Origin of the sequence: Nannocystis punicea (assembly GCF_026965555.1) — a bacterium.
GTDB classification, from domain to species: domain Bacteria; phylum Myxococcota_A; class Polyangia; order Nannocystales; family Nannocystaceae; genus Nannocystis; species Nannocystis punicea.
The window spans coordinates 7,365,372-7,381,305 of record NZ_CP114040.1; the positions used below are offsets into that span (position 1 = coordinate 7,365,372).

The following is a 15,934-nucleotide window of genomic DNA, read 5'->3' on the forward strand; positions in this document are numbered from 1 at the left end:
CCGGCCGAAGGTGCCCGTTGCCGCCGCCGCGCGCAATCCGGTCCGGCGCCAAAATGCTCGCAGCACGGGTCTCCCGGCGCGCCGAGGACCCGTCTATCCTGCTGTCGTGACCTTCGTGTTCGCGCTCGCAGTCGGCCTCGCCGGCCTCGCGCCGGTGACGGAACCTCTCGATCCATCGCCCCCGCGGCCCGGGGTCTTCGCCGTCGCACCGCCCGATCCGGCGCCGCCCGCGAATCCATCGCCTCACGCGGACGGGATCGTCGGCCACGTGCCCGCAGTGCTGACGCCCACGCTCGTCGGCCTCGAACCGACCGCGCCGGACGCCGCGGCCTCGACGCCCGCGCCCGCGATCCCCTCGCCCACCGCCGTGCAGCTCACGCCGACCGCCCACGCGTCGCCGAAGCCCGCGCCGATGCGCGTCGTGATCGCCGCCCCATCGCCCGCGCGGACCCGCGTCGAGGCCGGTTTGCGGATCCCTCGCGGCTGGGCCTTCGACCTGTCCGCAGGGACATCCGTGCCGCTCGCCGTCGGCGCCGCGTTCCAGGTCGAGGCGCCCGCGCGGGTGCTCGCGCAGCTCGAGGTCGGCGGCTTGCTCGCGCGCTACGTCGACGTGCTCGACGCCACATCCGCGGCGGCGCGGCGCGAGCCGCCGGGCGCCGGGCTCGCGCGCGACGTCAGCCGCAACGCCATGGTCGTGCGCGCCGCGGTCGGCGTCCGGCCGCTGCGCCGCCGGGGCCTCGAGGTGCGCGGCGGCTACACCGTCGTCACGCACGGCCAGAGCCTCGTCGGCCTCGACACGATCGGCGCGCTCGCCGACAGCGAGCTCGGCGGCGACGAGCGCCCGGTGCCGGTGCGTGGCGCACTGCACAATGTGCACTTCGACATCGGCTGGCGATGGGTGATCCGCCGCCACTTCCTCGTGCGGGCCGCGATCGGCTATGTGCACAGTCTGGCCGCCAAAATGCTGGTATCCGACGTCTCAAGCGAGGCCCTCGAGTTGATCCGGCGCACAAACGAGGCGCTCGGACGGATCGCCGAGAACGGCGGCCAGGCCGCCTTGCGAGCGCCTCTGCTGGCGTTACACCTGGGCTACCGCTTTTAGAACTTTGGGACAGGTGATAGATAGCGCCCGCTGCGCGTCGCGGCTGAGCGGACACGCGCGAAGGGCCGGCGGCGCCGCTTGAACGCGCCGCATCGGCCTCGCGGCGCCGCGGTTGGGGCGTGTGTGCGGGTCGGTGCAAGACTGGTCGAGTCCCATGAGCGTCATCATTCCCGATACGGACGCGTCGGGGATCTCGGTGGACATCACGCAGTCGCTGCCTGGTGTCGCGATCATCCCTGCGACCCTGCCTCCGCGGCTCGGTCGGTTCACCATCCTCGAGCGCCTCGGCGGCGGAACGGCGGTCGTCTACGCCGCGTACGACGAGCTCCTCGACCGCAAGGTCGCCATCAAGGTCCTGCCGGACACCGGGTCGAAGGGCCAGATCCGGCTGCTGCGCGAGGCGCAGGCGATGGCGGGCGTGACCCATCCCAATGTCATCACCGTGCTCGAGGCCGGCGTCGTCAAGGGCCAGGTCTACGTCGCCATGGAGCTGATCCGCGGCGCCGCGCTGCCGGCCTGGCTGGCTGGCGGGCCGCGGACCTGGCGCGAGATCCACGACGTCTTCACCCAGGCCGCGCGGGGCCTCGCGGCCGCGCACGGCGTCGGACTCCTGCACCGCGACTTCAAGCCCGGCAACGTCATGATCGACGCCACGGGTCGCGCCTGCGTCCTCGACTTCGGCCTCGTGCGGGCCACGCCCGATCGGCCGGGCCTGCTCGATCTGTCCTCGGGCGCCAGCCAGAGCATGCGGATCCGCGTCGGCGACGACGGGGAGGACATCCTCGGCACGCCCGCCTATCTCGCCCCCGAGCGCTGGCGCGGCGGCGCGGCCGAACCAGCCTCCGATCAATTCAGCTTTTGCGTCGCCCTCTATGAGGCGCTATTCGGCCTGCCGCCGTTCGCCGGCAACGACATCCTCGCGCTCTCGCACGCGATCACCAACGGGCACCTGCGGCCGCCGCCGCGCAACCACGGCGTGCCCGCGTGGCTGGTCGCGGCGCTGATGCGCGGCCTCAAGACCGAGCCGCGCGACCGCTATCCGTCGATGGAGGCGCTGCTCGGCGCGCTCGCCCCGTCGCGCGGGCGGACCTGGCGGGTCATCGGCGCCGCCGTGGCGCTCGCCCTCACCGCCGGCGCCGCCGGCCTCGCCTTCGTGCCCGAGGCCTCCGCCGAGTCGCCGTGCGCCGACGCCGACGCCGACATCGCGCGCGTGTGGGGACCTGCCCAGCGCAACGCAGTCGCCACCGCCCTGCGCGACGCGGCCCCGAATTACGCCGCGGTGCTGTGGCCCAAGGTCGCCGACGAGCTCGACAGGTTCGCCGCCGGGTGGGCCGAGAACCACCGCGACACCTGCCTCGCCGAGCACCAGGGCCGCTACACCGAGGCCTTGCTCGATCGCCAGCGCCGCTGCCTCGACCGCCGGCGCGACGCCTTCGACGAGACCGTCAAGGCGCTGTCGATCGCCGACATGGACATGGCCCCGCGGGCGCTCGCCGCCGCCAGCGACCTCGTGCCGCCCTCGGCCTGCCACGACCTCGCCTTCCTCAAGGCCGAGCCGCCGGCGCCCGACGACGCCGAGCTCGGCGAGCGGGTCGCCGACCTGCGCAATCACATGGCGCGGGCCGAGGCGCAGGCCAAGCTCGGGCGGGTCCACGACGCCGTCGACGAGGCCGTCGACATCGAGACCGCGGCCGAGCAGATCGGCTACGCCCCGCTGCGGGCCGAGGTCGCGCTGCTGCGCGGGCGGCTCTCGCTCAACACGTCCGAAGAGACAGGTCAGGAGCTCGAGTGGCTCACCCGGGCGATGCGCAGCGGCATCGAGTCGCGCGGCGACGCGATCGCGGCCGAGGCCGTGGCCTTGCGGATCGTCGCTGCCAGTCGCCGGCCGGAGATGGTCGGCCGCGCCCTCGCCGACGAGCCGCTCGCCCTCGCCCTCGCCTCCCGCGGCGCCGCCCCCGAGGCTCTGCGCGGCCTCGTCCTGCACAACCTCGGCGTCGCCCACCTCGCCCAGCGCAACCCGACCGAGGCGCGGCGCTACTTCACCGAGGCCCTGAGCGTGCGCCAGGCGGCGCTGTCGGCCGGTCACCGCGACGTCGGCTACACCCTGCTCAACCTCGCCTCGGTCACCGAGCCCGGGGCCGCGCGCGACGACCTCCTCGCGCGCGCGCTCGAGATCTTCGACGCCGAGCTCGGCGTCGTCCACCCGGCTACGATCGAGGCGCGGATCACCGCCGCCCAGCTGGCCGAGCCCGGCGAGGCGTGGTCGATCCTCCAGACCGGCTGCGTCGCGCTCGAGCGGTTCTTGCCCGACGACCTCGTGCGGCGCACGCGTTGTCTGTTCCACCTCGGCCGCGCCGCCACCGAGATCGGCGACGACGACGACGCCGCCTCGGTCTTCCGCGCCGCCGCCGAGCTGTCGGAGATGTCCGGCACGCGCCTGTTCGGCCCCGAGGCCACGCTCCTCGCCGGCTACCGCGGCCTGGCCGGCCCGTTCGACGACGACACCCCCGTGCAGCACCTCCAGGCCACTCTCGGGCGCATGCCGGACAGCACCTGGTCGAGCGACGAGATCGCCGAGCTGCGCCTGGTCCTCGGCCAGAACCTGCTCGTGCGCGGCCGCCCCGTCGAGGCCCGCGCCCCGCTGGCCGCCGCCGTCGCCGAGCTCACCATCCTCGCCGCCGAGGACCCGCACTGGGCCCCGCGCCTGGCCCGGGCCCACCGCACCCTCGCCGAGGCCATGCTCACCGCCACGCCGCCGGCCGTCGCCGCCGCCCGCCCGCACCTCGGCGCCGCGATCAACTTCTACCGCGTCGCCGGCGCGAGCTTCTCCCGCCAGCTGGCCGCGAGCGAGCGCCTGCTGACGCGCGGCGCGCCCCGAGCCAAGCCGCCCGCGAAGCCATGACTCGATGGACATGCTCTTTAGAGCATGTCCTCACGAGAATGTCTCGATAGACATGTCTCCGACGACATGCCTTCTCGCGCGCATCGCACGACCTCCCTGTATTCAGCGGTCTCCTCGCCGAAACAATAAAGGCTAATATCTAGCCCTTTATCGAGCTTTTTTAGCCCATTGGGGTCAAAATACGATCCCTTCAACGGCACGGCTCACCGCCCCGCGCGCGCGAGCAGCTCGGCTCTCGCCCGCGCCTCGCCGCCGCGCCTACGCCGGATCGCAGCCGAACGGCGGCAGCGTCGCCGCCGGCGTCTCGGCGCCGCCCGCCACTCGCTCCGACGTCACGCGCGCCCCGCAGGCCCAGGTCAGGGTCGGGCTGAAGCAGCGCACGCAGGACACGTCGCGGACGATCGCCTCGACGCCCATGGCGACGTTGATGGCCCCCTCGCCGCCGGCGTTGCGCAGCTGCACGTGCTCGATGAGGTTGCCGCGGGCCTTCTCGTACAGGCGGATGGCGTCCCACGTGCCGCGGCGGTCGGTGTCGCCGAAGATCTGCACCGGCCGCTCGGCGGTGCCCTCGACGCGCAGGGTCGCTCCGCCGAATTCGCCGATCCCGAGCGAGAAGCCGTCGTGCACGCGGATCTTCGCGCCCGGGCGGATCGTCAGCGTCGCCCCGTTCTCGACGGAGATCGGGCGCTTCAGGTGGATCGGCACCCCGAAGTCGTGCCAGACCGCGTCCCTGGTGATCTCGCCGCCCTCGACCTGCACCGTCGTCTCGGCGTCGAGCTTGTTGTCGGCCGAGATCATCCCGTACATCTGCGGGCTCACGTCGAAGGCCGGGTGGGAGCGCTCGAACGTGTTGCCGCGGAAGTCGCCGAGGCGGACGTTCGCGCCCTGCAGGGTCACGCCGCCGCCGTTGTCGTGGAAGGTGCAGCCCTTCACGGACAGGCGCGCCTCGTTGTTGGCGTACACCACCCCGCGGTCGGAGCGCTGGCCGCCGTACTCGAACACCACGTTGCTGAAGCTCCCGGTGGCCGAGCGGTAGAGGTTGACCCCGCGCCACGCGTGCGACATCTGCCGCGTCGCCGACGTCAGGACGATCGGCTCCTTGCCCTCCGCCTCGGCGATGAGCGCCGCCGGGTGGTCGTAGCCGACGGTGAAGTACGCGTCGTCGTCGAACTTGAGGACTGTCCCCGGGGCCAGCTCGAGCACCGCCTCGTGCTTGTCGTCGGGGCCCTCGATCTCGATCACCCCGCCGATGACGAACGGCACCTTGGGCACGTCCCAGCGGGCGCGCTCGCGGATCATCCCGCCGAGCACGTGGATCACCGAGTCGGGCGGAAACGTGTTGTCGGGCGCGATCGACCCGGCCGAGCGGGCCGGCAGCAGCAGCGCCGGCGAGCTCACGCGCTCGAGCCGGTTGCCCTTGAAGCTGCTGAGGTGGCCCTTCGACGTGACGTGCACCGCCACGTTCTGGCTGTCGCGCACCGTCGAGCCGTCGATCTTCACGTCGCTCGCCTGCACGTAGATCGCCCCGCGCAGGTCGGTGCCGGCGAACTCGAGCACGAGGCCGGCGATCTCCGAGCCGTCGGCGTGGTCGTACAGCGCGATCCCCTTCCACGCCCCGGGCTTCGCCTGCTCGCCCGCGGCCGTGAAGCGGACCGGCGCCTCCGCCGTGCCGCGCACGTAGAGCGCGGCCGGCCGCTCGAACCCGACCGCCAGCTCGGCGCCGGGCATGAACTGCAGCGTGACCCCGGCCTCGAGCGTCAGCGATCCGTCCTCGACGCGGTAACCCGGGTGCACCGTCACCGACTTGCAGGCCGAGCCGATCACGCGGTCGACCTGCTCGGGCTCGCGGAGCGTCTCCGGGCAGTCGTGGACCTCCGGCCGGCGCGGCGCGGGCGCGGGCGCCTGCACCCGGTCGGGCATGTTCGGGTTCGCCTCGACCTTCTGCGCCTTCTGCTCGCCCGGCCCGCAAGCGAGCGCGACGGCCACGCACCCGAGCCCGAGGAGCGCGGCCGTGGAGCGCTGCCACGCGCTGCGACCGCGGCCACGCCGACGCGCGGGCCCGACAGCGGACGCAGCGGCGGGGGGATGCATCGGCCGAGCATGCCACGCGCGTGCGCGGGCCCGCAAGGCGGACGAGCGCCCCCCAGGCGGTGCTAAACTACGGCCGTGGCCTCCCGCAAGTCCGCGCCCGCCGTCACGGAGCCGACCATCCGTGTCCGCCGGATCCACCGCCGCGACCTCAACAAGGTGTGGGAGTTCCTCAAGCGCGTGTTCCGCTCGGTCAACCGCGAGACCGTCGAGTACCAGCGCCCCCGCACCAAGACCCGCTTCCTCGAGATCTACGAGGAGGAGGGCATCGAGCAGCTGCTGTTCGAGATCCACGAGGGCGAGGCCCCTGTGATCGTCGGCTACGCCGAGTGCGCCTACGAGGTCATCGGCTCCGACAATTGGATCAACGAGCGCTACTTCGAGAGCCGGGACATGCGCCCGCTGTTCGTCGAGGAGATCGCCATCCACCCCGACTACCAGGGCCGCGGGATCGGCAGCTTCGTCATCGAGCAGCTCGAGCACCTCGCGCGCGTGCGCGGCTGTACGCACCTCGTGCTCGAGGTCGCCGCCAACAACAAGCGCGCGCTCCAGTTCTACCGCGCCCGCAGCTTCTCCCAGATCGACGCCGCCATCTTCCTCGCCAAGAAGGTCGTCAGCGAGCCCGAGCTGCTGCCGCCCCGCACCCTCCGCAGCGGCGGCCTCGACCCGGGGCCCGCGGCCGAGGCCGAGGCCGAACCCGAGCCCGAGAGCGAGGAGCCGGAGGACGCGGAGGACCTGTCCGAAGCGACCGGTCCCGACGCACAGGAACCCGAGGACATGCCCGAAGAGGCAGCCGAGCCCGAGCCCGAGCCCGAGCCCGCTCCCGCCCTGGCCGCCAAGCCCGCCCGCGCCCGCCGCACGCGCCCCCGCAAGGCCTAGCGCAGCCCTCGCGGTCCTCGACGACGCTGGCCGCGTCGCTCGTCGGTTCGCTCGCATCGTCTCGCTCGACGATCGCTCGAAGCGCCCGACATGCTCTCGTCGCCCCGCCTGTCGAGGTCGCGCCAGCTCGCCCGCCTCACAGCGAGATCTTGCGACCGAGCACGATCTTCGGCGGGAAGCGAGCCGCCCGCACAGCGTCGGCCAGGCAGTCGCCGAGCGCACCCGGGGTCGCCGGCACCGCGCGCATGACCGCCCCGTTCGACCCGATGGCGTAGTCGACCTCGATCGCCGGCCCGCCCACGGCCTTGTGGATCCTGCGGCATTTCTTCGCCGCGAGCTCGATCTGCCGCAGCGGATCCGCCGGCCTCGACGGCTGCGTCGCGGACTGCACCGGCCGGGCGACCTCCGACGCGAGCGGCGGCAACTCCGGCTCCGGCGGCGGCGGCGAGCCAGGCGGCTCCGCTCGCACCTCCGGCACGGACGACGGCGGCGCGGCAGGCGGCGCCGTCACGACCGGCTCCGCCTGCTTCGTCGCGGGCACCATCGGCTCGCCCGTCACCGGGGCCGCGACCGCCTCGCCCGCGATCGTCGGGCCGGCCGCCTCCTCCCGGCCGCGCAGGACGATCGCCGCCACGAGCACGAGCAGCGTCACCACGCCGACGCCCGCCGACAGCCTCAACCAGCGCGACGACTGCGCTCGCTGCGACATCGCCGTCGCGCTGGTCTGCCGCGTCGAAGCGCCCGGCGTGAAGTCGTCCTGCCCGACGCCCTGCGCTCCCCGCCTCTCGATCGCGCTCGCGCTCGGCAGCGGCACGTTCACAGTCACGCTCGTCGCGGCCTGCAGCGCCGCCGCCAGCTCGGGCGCCTCCTCGCTCAGCACCACGCGCAGGGCGGCCGCCAGCGCCCGCATCGATTGAAACCGTTCGTCCGGCCGCTTGGCCAGGGCCGTCAGCACGATGTCCTCGAGGTTCGGCGAGATCCCCGGCGCCAGCGACGACGGCCGCGGCGGAGGCGTGTCGCACTGCGCCATCGCCACCTTCAGCGGCTCGCCGGTGAACGGCACCCGGCCGGTCAGCAGCTTGAAGAGCAACACCCCGAACGAGTACACGTCGCTGCGGCGATCGAGGTGCTCGTTGCGGACCTGCTCCGGCGACATGTAGCTCGGCGTCCCGAGAGTGATGCCGGTCCGCGTCAGGTCGGAGCCCTCCTCGACGCGGGCGATGCCGAAGTCCAGCAGCTTGCACCGCTCCTCGCCGTCGCGCCGCCGCGCCAGGAACACGTTCGCCGCCTTGAGGTCGCGGTGGATGAGCCCCGCGTCGTGCACCACCGCCACCGCCTCGGCGATCTGCAGCGCCCACAGGCAGCCGTGATGGACCCCGAACGGCCGCTTCTCGCGGGCCCGCAGGCGCGTGTCGAGGTCCTCGCCGTGCAGCAGCTCCATCACGAAGTACACCACCCCGGACGGATCTTCGCCGTACGAGTAGATGTCGACGATGTTCGGGTGGTCGAGCGACGCGATCATCTGCGCCTCGCGCAGGAAGCGTTCGACGTGCTCGCGCTCGGACGCCAGCCGCGGATGCAGCACCTTGAGCGCGCAGGCCCGCTTGAGCCGGAGATCCTCGCCCGCGAACACGCAGCCCATCCCGCCGTGGCCCAGCAGGCGCACCACCTGGTAGCGCCCCTCGAGCACGACCCCGGCGAGGTCCAGCGGCGCGTCGCTCGCCATCAGCCGACCCTCCGCGATCCGCTGCGCGACGACGGCGACATCGCGTCGGCGCCGCCTGCGAGTCTCCGCGTCCCCAGCGACGCCGAGGCATGGCCGCGGGGCGCAGCGGCTCTCTCGCCGATGTCGAAGCGGGCAGGTGCCATCAATCCATCGGTAGTTGTACCCGACGGCCGATCCGTTGCGGCGAATCCGATTTCGCCAGGCCCGCAGGCCGCACGGCCGGGATCCTCGGGTCCTGCCTGGCACCTCGCCTGCGCATCGCGGCTCGCCGGAGCACCGCGTCCGCCGCTGTGTTAGCGTCCGCCGCGTGCCCGAGCCGGACCCAGCCTCGCACATCGAAGCCCGCGGCCTCGGCGTGCGCTTCCCTGGCGGCGTGCAGGCCCTGAGCGGCCTCGACCTGGTCGTCCGCCGCGGCGAGCTGCTGGTCGTCATCGGCCCCTCGGGCTGCGGCAAGTCGACGTTCCTGCGCGTCGCGGCCGGACTCGCGCCCGCCAGCGAGGGCACCCTCACCGTCGCCGGCGAGGCCCCCGAGCGGGTCCGGGCCCGCCGCGCCGTCGCCTTCGTGTTTCAGGACCCGACCCTGCTCCCGTGGCGCAGCCTGCACGCCAACGTCCGGCTCCCGCTCGAGCTCGCGCGCGTCCCGTCGGCCGAGCAGAACCTCGCCGCCGACGCCGCGCTCGCGCTCGTCGGCCTGTCGGAGTTCGCCGCCGCCGGCCCGGCCGCGCTCTCGGGCGGCATGAAGATGCGCGCCTCGCTGGCCCGCGCCCTCGTCACCCGCCCCGAGCTGCTCCTCCTCGACGAGCCGTTCGGCGCCCTCGACGAGCTCACCCGCGAGCGCCTCAACGACGAGCTGCTGCGGCTGTGGGAGCGCGACCGCTTCACCGCCGTCGCGGTCACCCACAGCGTCGCCGAGGCCGTCCTGCTCGGCGACCGCGTCGTCGTCCTCTCGGCCCGCCCCGGCCGGATCGTCGCCGACATCCCCGTCCCGCTGCCGCGCCCGCGCCGGGCCGCCCTGGTCGGCGCCCCCGAGTTCGCCGCCGTCGCCGCCGAGGTCCGCGCCCGCCTCCGCGCCGCCGCCCCGCCTGACCCATCGGACCTGTCCGTTCGCACCTGACCGTTCCGCCCTGGTCGTTCGAACCTGTCCGTTCGAACCTGTCCTTTCGCCCCGTTCGCCCCTCGCCCTCCTCCCGCGCTTCCCTCCTGTCCGTTCGCACCTGTCCCCTCGCTCCGTTCGCCCCTCGCCCTCCTCCCGCGCTTCCTTCCTGTCCGTTCGCACCTGTCCCTTCGCCCCGTTCGCCCCTCGCCTCCGCACCTCTCGCGCATGTCCCTCGCATCGGCCGCTCGAGCCGCCTTCCCGCCGCTCCTCGTCTTCCTCGCCTTCCTCGGCCTGTGGCAGCTCGCCTGCGTCGCGCTGGCGCTGCCGGCCTACCTCGTGCCCGCCCCGGCCGAGGTCGCGCGCGAGGCCGCCGCCCACGCCGATGCCCTGGCCGAGGCCGCGCTCCTCACCGCCGTGGGCGCTCTCGGCGGGCTGGGGGCCAGCCTCGTCGTCGGCGGCCTCGTCGCGGTGCTGTTCTCGCAGTCGCAGACGGCCGCGCGCAGCCTCTATCCCTACGCGATCTTCCTGCAGACCGTCCCGATCGTCGCCGTCGCCCCGCTGATCGTCGTGTGGTTCGGCACCGGCCTGCAGAGCGTCGTGCTGACCGCCGCGATCCTGAGCGTCTTCCCGATCATCACCAACGGCACCACCGGCCTCGTGCGCGTCGACCCCCAGCTGCTCGAGCTGTTCGCCATGAGCGACGCCTCGCGCCTGCAGCTGCTGCTCAAGCTGCGCCTGCCCGGCTCGCTGCCCTACTTCGTCGCCGGCGCCAAGATCAGCGCCGGCCTGGCCGTCATCGGCGCCATCGTCGGCGAGTTCTTCGCCGGCTTCGGCGCCGACGACCTCGGCCTCGGCGCCCTGATCTTGCAGACCTCCGGCCGCCTGCAGACCGCCTACCTGTTCGCCGCGATCTTCAGCGCCACCCTGCTCGGCCTGGTCCTGTTCGGCGCCGTCGCCCTGCTCGGCGAGCTCGCCCTCCGCCGCTGGCGCGGCCGCGAGCTCGCCGTCCACTGAAATTTATCAAATGGTCCTCCAGGACATGTCCTCATGGACATGTCTTACAGTCCGTCGCGCAGGCCGCCCCCTCATCCAGGGGCGCGATCCCCCTCGCCTGCCGGCTCGCCGCCATTTGCGATCTCTGCCCCTCAGGACATGTCCTCCAGGGCATGTCCTCACGGTCATCGCCGCCGCACCACCTCGTTTCGCGGACGCCGTCCGCCTCGCTGCCGGCATCCTCGATCTGTCGGGCCGAACGACCCGCCCCCTTCTCGAACCAGACTCGTTCGCCGCCTCACTCGTCGCGGCGCGGCACCACCCGCCCGACCGCGCGCACGCGCAGGGCCGTCAGCGGCGCCCCGCTGACGCGGTCGACCAGCGTCGGCTCGATCGGCCGCCCCGTCGCCGCGTCTTCGAGGTGGGTCGGCGGTGGGTCGTCGCGGGCGAACTCGTCGCCCCACTGCATCAGCGTGATGATCACCGGCCGCAGCCCGCGGCCCTTCGCCGTCGGCACGTACTCCTCGCGCGGCGGGTGCTCGCGGTAGGCCCGGCGCTCGAGGATCCCCGCGTCGACCAGGTGCTCCAGCCGGGCCGTCAGCGTCGCCCGCGGGATCTGCAGCCGCGCCTGGAACGCCTCGAAGCGGGTCACCCCGAGCAGCGCGTCGCGCACGATCAGCAGCGTCCACGGATCGCCGACGACGTCGAGCGCCCGCGCGATCGAGCACTCCATCCGGTCGAGTCGCTTGCGCCGCACGGGGCCCGTTGTATCACGCCCGGGCCGGACCTGTCCGAAGGGGCAGCGAGCACAGCGCCGTCGCCAGGCCGCCGGCGATCATCACCCACCAGACCCGCTCGAACCGCACCAGCGCGTCGGCCGGCCCGCTCGCCCCGGCCGTCAGGCCGATCGCCAGCGCCACCCCGAGAGTGCCCGCGAACTGGCGCAGCGCCTGGTTGACCGCCCCGCCGACCCCGAGCCGGTTCGGCGGCAGCGCCTGGCCGACCACGCTCGACAGCTGCGGCAGGCACAGCGCCACCCCCGTCCCGGTCAGCAACATCGACGGCAGGTAGTCGATCGCGTAGTTCGCCTCGCCGGTCAGCATCGCCAGCCGCCACAGCCCACCGAGGGCGAACGCCAGGCCGCCGGCGATCAGCAGCGGGCGCTGGCCGATCCGCGCCGCCAGCCGGCCGAACCGGGCCGACGTCGCGGCCACCAGCAGCGGCCCGGGCGCGACGCCGAAGCCCGCCGCGAGGATCGACCAGCCCCACACCTGGGTGAGGAACAGGACGCTGGCCAGGAACATCGCCGTGAACGCCACGCCGAACGTCAGCGTCGCCGCGTTGGCCCAGCGGAAGTTGTTCGCCGCGAACAGCGACAGGTCGATCGTCGGCGCCGGCGTGCGCGCCTGATGGATCACGAACACCGCCAGAGTCGCCAGCCCGGCCACCAGCGCCGCGATCGTCTCCCGCGACGTCCAGCCCCACGACTCCCCGAGCACCAGCGCCAGAGTCACCAGCACCGCGCCGACCACCAGCAGCAGCACCCCCAGCGGCGCCGGCACCACGCTGTCCGGGTCGCGCGACTCCGCCAGCCGCCCGCGGCCGAGCCCCACCGTCACCAGCCCCACCGGCAGGTTGATGACGAACACCCACCGCCAGCCGCACGCCTCGATCAGCGCCGCGCCGAGCGTCGGCCCGACCGCCCCCGCCATCGCCCCCGTCGCGCCCCACACCGCCAGCGCCACCGGCAGCCGCTCGCGCGGCGTCGCCCGCATCACCAGCGCCAGCGACGACGGCACCAGGGCCGCGCCGCCGACCGCCTGCAGCACGCGCGCCGCCACCAGCAGCCACGGCGTCGGGGCCGCTGCGCACAGCAGCGACGCCAGCGTGAACGCCAGCGACCCGCCGAGGAACGTCGCCTTGTGACCCCAGCGATCGGCCAGGCGCCCGAGGGGCACCAGCGCCGCCGCGAACACGATCGTGTACGCGTTCAGCACCCACGACAGCTCGGCCGTCGGCACCGCCGGGAACGTCACCGCGATCGACGGGAACGCCACGAACAGCACAGTGGTGTCGAGGAACACCGCGAACACGGCGAGGCTGGCGACGAACAGCGGCGACAAGCGGACGACATCCATGCGTTCAATGATTGAACTAACTGTCGCCCGATCGCAACCACTCGCCGCGCGAATCCGAGCACCGCAAATCTACCGAACTCACGCGCTCGTCCCTTGCCGATTCCATATGACGACCATAATCTAAAAACCCATCAGGAGCACAACGATGCGGTACAGGACATTCGGTCGTCGCACAGGCCTACGCGTCTCCGAGCTCGCGCTCGGGACCGGCAACTTCGGCACTGGTTGGGGTCACGGCAGCCAGCCCGACGAGGCGCAGCGGATCTTCACCGCCTACGCCGAGGCCGGCGGCAACTTCATCGACACCGCCGACATCTATCAGTTCGGCCAGTCGGAGCAGCTGCTCGGCGACTTCCTCGCGGCCGAGCGCGACCGCTTCGTCGTCGCCAGCAAGTACACCCTCGGCACCGGTGGAGGCCTGCACGCCACCGGCAACAGCCGCAAGACCATGATCGCCGCGCTCGAGGCCAGCCTGCGCCGGCTCAAGACCGATCGCCTCGAGCTGTACTGGGTCCACTTCCCCGACGGCCTGACGCCGATCGAAGAGATCGTGCGCGGCCTCGACGACCTCGCGCGCGCCGGCAAGATCCTCTACGGCGGCCTGTCGAACTTCCCCGCCTGGCGCGTCGCGCGGGGCGATGCGCTCGCCGAGCTGCGCGGCTGGACGCCGCTCGCGGGCATCCAGATCGAGCACAGCCTGGTCGAGCGCACCGCCGAGCACGAGCTGCTGCCGATGGCCGACGCGCTCGGGCTCGGCGCGGCCCTGTGGTCGCCGCTCGGCGGCGGCTTCCTCACCGGCAAGTACCGCACCAGCGACGAGGGCCGCCTGAAGGGCCTCGGCATGCTGGTCCACACCGAGAAGACCGCCCGCGAGACCGCCGTCCTCGACGTCGTCGTCGCCGTCGCCGCCGAGGCCGGCGTCGCGCCGATCCAGGTCGCCCTGGCCTGGTCGCTGGCCCACGCCGCCGCCGCTCCGACCGCGCGGATCCCCATCCTCGGGCCCCGCACCCGCGAACAACTCGACGCCGCCCTCGCCGCCCTCACCCTCGAGCTCTCGCCGGCCCAGCTCGCGCGCCTCGACGCCGCCAGCGCGATCCCCCTCGGCACCCCGCACCGGCAGGTCCAGGACAACCAGGCGCGGATCACCGGCGGCAACCCCGAAAGCCTCGTCCCCCCGCCGATCCCGGTCGCGTGAGCTCGAGCCGCGACTCGCTCCGCCCCGTCGCACGCTCGACCTCCGAACGACGCGGCGGAGCGCGCACGCCCGCGCCGATGCAGCGCGGTCGCTGGGACGCGAGCGCCGTCCGTCGCGGCGATCGGGCAGCGCCCTTCAGGACAGGATCGCTAGCCCGGGCTCGCTCCGCCCGTCGGCCACGGGTGGCCGTGCCAGTGTCAGCCTTGTCGGTGGAACGCCGGTGTCGTCCGCCGATGCCAGCGATCCACCGCCTTCACATGCTCCTGAGGACATGTCTTTAAAAACATGTCCATACAGACATAGAAGCCCCTCGCCTCCACCCGCACGGCCGAGGCCGCTGGTGCGTCCATGGCGCTCCGGTGTACTCTTCGGGCATGCGCGCTCCGCTCCGATTGGCCCCGCCGCGCCCGTGGTTCGGCGCCCTCGCCCGTCTCGTCGTCGCCTGCCTCGCCCTCTTGCTCGTCACCTGCGCCCGCGAGCAGGACCCGCAGCGGGTGCGGATCGCCCTCAACTGGTTCCCCGAGGTCGAGCACGGCGGTTACTTCGCCGCCCTCGTCCACGGCTACTACAAGGAAGAGGGCCTCGACGTCGAGCTCGTCCCCGGGCGGCCGGAGGCGCCGGTGCTGCCGCAGGTCGCGGCCGGGCGGGTCGAGTTCGGCGTCGCCGACGGCAGCGAGATCCTGCTCGCACGGGGCCAGGGCGCCCCGGTCGTCGCCCTCGTCGCCGGCCTGCAGAAGAGCCCGCGCTGCATGATGGTCCACGAGGCCTCGGGCATCACCGACCTCAAGGATCTCCAGGGCGGCAGCGTGCACATGAGCGTGCGCGAGCCGTTCGCCAGCTTCCTGCGCGCCCAGTACCGCTGGCCCGAGAGCGTCCAGATCGTCCCCTACAGCGGCAGCGTCGCCCCGTTCTTGCTCGACCCCAGGGCCGTCCAGCAGGCCTACGTCTTCAGCGAGCCGATCATCGCCGAGTCCGAGGGCGCCAAGGTCCGCTGCATCCTCGTCGCCGACCTCGGCTTCAACCCCTACGCCAGCGTCCTCGTCACCTCCGAGTCGCTGCTGGCCAGCCGCCCCGAGTTGGTCTCGCGCATCACCGCCGCGACCCTGCGCGGCTGGGAGCAGTACCTCCGCGACCCGAGCGCCGCCAACGCCGAGATCCGCGCCCGCAACACCGAGCTCAGCCCCGAGATCCTGGCCAAGGGCGCCACCGCCCTCAAGCCACTGGCCGCCCCCCCGGGCGCCACCATCGGCGCCATGGACCCCGCTCGCTGGCAGGCCCTCGCCGACCAACTCGAGACCCTCGGCCTCCTCACCCCCGGCGCCGTCGACCCGAAGACCGCCTTCAACTCCGAGATCGGCCGCCAGAAGAAGTAGCGCGCCCGGGTCAGGCGCACTGAAGGCACTCGCCGGGCCGGCCCGGCTCTCTGGCGACAGAACGCCGTGCGACGGGCCTCGGCCCCGGAGTCCTTTCGGACATATCCGTAGGAACATGCCCTGAAAGACATTCCCTTGAAGACATGTCTCTTCGTGCCGCCGATGGTTCGCGCCACGGCTCACCGCAACGGCAGCATGTCTCAAAGACCAGGCGCTCGGCCGCGCGCCGCACGTGCCGATCGCCGCGACCGATCCACCCCGCACCTCGCCCGCCGCCTCGAGCTCGTCCGCGCCACGGCCGGCCCCGCAATCCCCCCGTCTGTCTCAAAGACCAGGCTTGCGGCGGCCGCGAGTTGCAGCGACCGGTCCCACCGACAGCGCGAACCGCACGGCCCACGCACACCGTGGCTCGCCCTGCGCGCGGGCGACCGTCCGAGGGTCG

General features: G+C 73.2%; 11 protein-coding genes. 7 read left to right on the forward strand and 4 right to left on the reverse strand.

Annotation, left to right across the window (positions count from 1 at the left end):
* Positions 1 to 106 precede the first annotated feature (106 nt).
* Together O0S08_RS28350 and O0S08_RS28355 are read left to right on the forward strand one after the other, a co-directional pair.
* Positions 107 to 1,102: a hypothetical protein gene (locus O0S08_RS28350; RefSeq protein WP_269032458.1), complete on the forward strand. Its 996-nt coding sequence runs from the start codon at positions 107 to 109 to the stop codon at positions 1,100 to 1,102.
* 154 nt (positions 1,103 to 1,256) lie between these two features.
* Positions 1,257 to 4,004: a serine/threonine-protein kinase gene (locus O0S08_RS28355; protein ID WP_269032459.1), complete on the forward strand. Its 2,748-nt coding sequence runs from the start codon at positions 1,257 to 1,259 to the stop codon at positions 4,002 to 4,004.
* 258 nt (positions 4,005 to 4,262) lie between these two features.
* Here O0S08_RS28355 and O0S08_RS28360 read toward each other — a convergent pair whose 3' ends face one another.
* Complete coding sequence (locus tag O0S08_RS28360; protein WP_269032460.1) at positions 4,263 to 5,990, reverse strand: right-handed parallel beta-helix repeat-containing protein; 1,728 nt, start codon at positions 5,988 to 5,990, stop codon at positions 4,263 to 4,265.
* Positions 5,991 to 6,170: 180 nt separating this feature from the next.
* On the opposite strand from O0S08_RS28360, the gene O0S08_RS28365 reads away from it, so the two are divergent.
* The gene (locus tag O0S08_RS28365; protein WP_269032461.1) at positions 6,171 to 6,971 is read left to right on the forward strand and encodes a GNAT family N-acetyltransferase; all 801 of its coding nucleotides are present in this window, start codon (positions 6,171 to 6,173) and stop codon (positions 6,969 to 6,971) included.
* Between the two features lie 136 nt (positions 6,972 to 7,107).
* Here the strand turns inward: O0S08_RS28365 and O0S08_RS28370 are convergent, their stop codons facing one another.
* Complete coding sequence (locus O0S08_RS28370; protein WP_269032462.1) at positions 7,108 to 8,697, reverse strand: serine/threonine-protein kinase; 1,590 nt, start codon at positions 8,695 to 8,697, stop codon at positions 7,108 to 7,110.
* 307 nt (positions 8,698 to 9,004) lie between these two features.
* Between O0S08_RS28370 and O0S08_RS28375 the strand changes: the two genes are divergently transcribed.
* Together O0S08_RS28375 and O0S08_RS28380 are read left to right on the forward strand one after the other, a co-directional pair.
* Entirely contained in the window at positions 9,005 to 9,811 is an 807-nt protein-coding gene (locus O0S08_RS28375) for an ABC transporter ATP-binding protein (protein ID WP_269032463.1), read from the forward strand.
* Between the two features lie 207 nt (positions 9,812 to 10,018).
* Positions 10,019 to 10,807 carry an ABC transporter permease gene (locus tag O0S08_RS28380; protein ID WP_269032464.1) on the forward strand — a complete coding sequence of 263 codons (789 nt, stop codon included), beginning with the start codon at positions 10,019 to 10,021 and terminating at the stop codon, positions 10,805 to 10,807.
* 277 nt (positions 10,808 to 11,084) lie between these two features.
* On the opposite strand, the gene O0S08_RS28385 is transcribed toward O0S08_RS28380, so the two are convergent.
* Complete coding sequence (locus O0S08_RS28385; protein ID WP_269032465.1) at positions 11,085 to 11,543, reverse strand: winged helix-turn-helix transcriptional regulator; 459 nt, start codon at positions 11,541 to 11,543, stop codon at positions 11,085 to 11,087.
* Positions 11,544 to 11,556: 13 nt separating this feature from the next.
* Positions 11,557 to 12,924, reverse strand: a complete 1,368-nt coding sequence (locus O0S08_RS28390; protein WP_269032466.1) for an MFS transporter — start codon at positions 12,922 to 12,924, stop codon at positions 11,557 to 11,559.
* A 145-nt stretch (positions 12,925 to 13,069) separates the two neighbouring features.
* Between O0S08_RS28390 and O0S08_RS28395 the strand changes: the two genes are divergently transcribed.
* Positions 13,070 to 14,119 (forward strand): aldo/keto reductase, encoded by a 1,050-nt coding sequence (locus tag O0S08_RS28395; protein ID WP_269032467.1) that lies wholly within the window; start codon positions 13,070 to 13,072, stop codon positions 14,117 to 14,119.
* Between the two features lie 374 nt (positions 14,120 to 14,493).
* Positions 14,494 to 15,492, forward strand: coding sequence for an ABC transporter substrate-binding protein (locus O0S08_RS28400; RefSeq protein WP_269032468.1), 999 nt, complete (start codon positions 14,494 to 14,496; stop codon positions 15,490 to 15,492).
* The last annotated feature ends 442 nt before the right edge of the window (positions 15,493 to 15,934 follow it).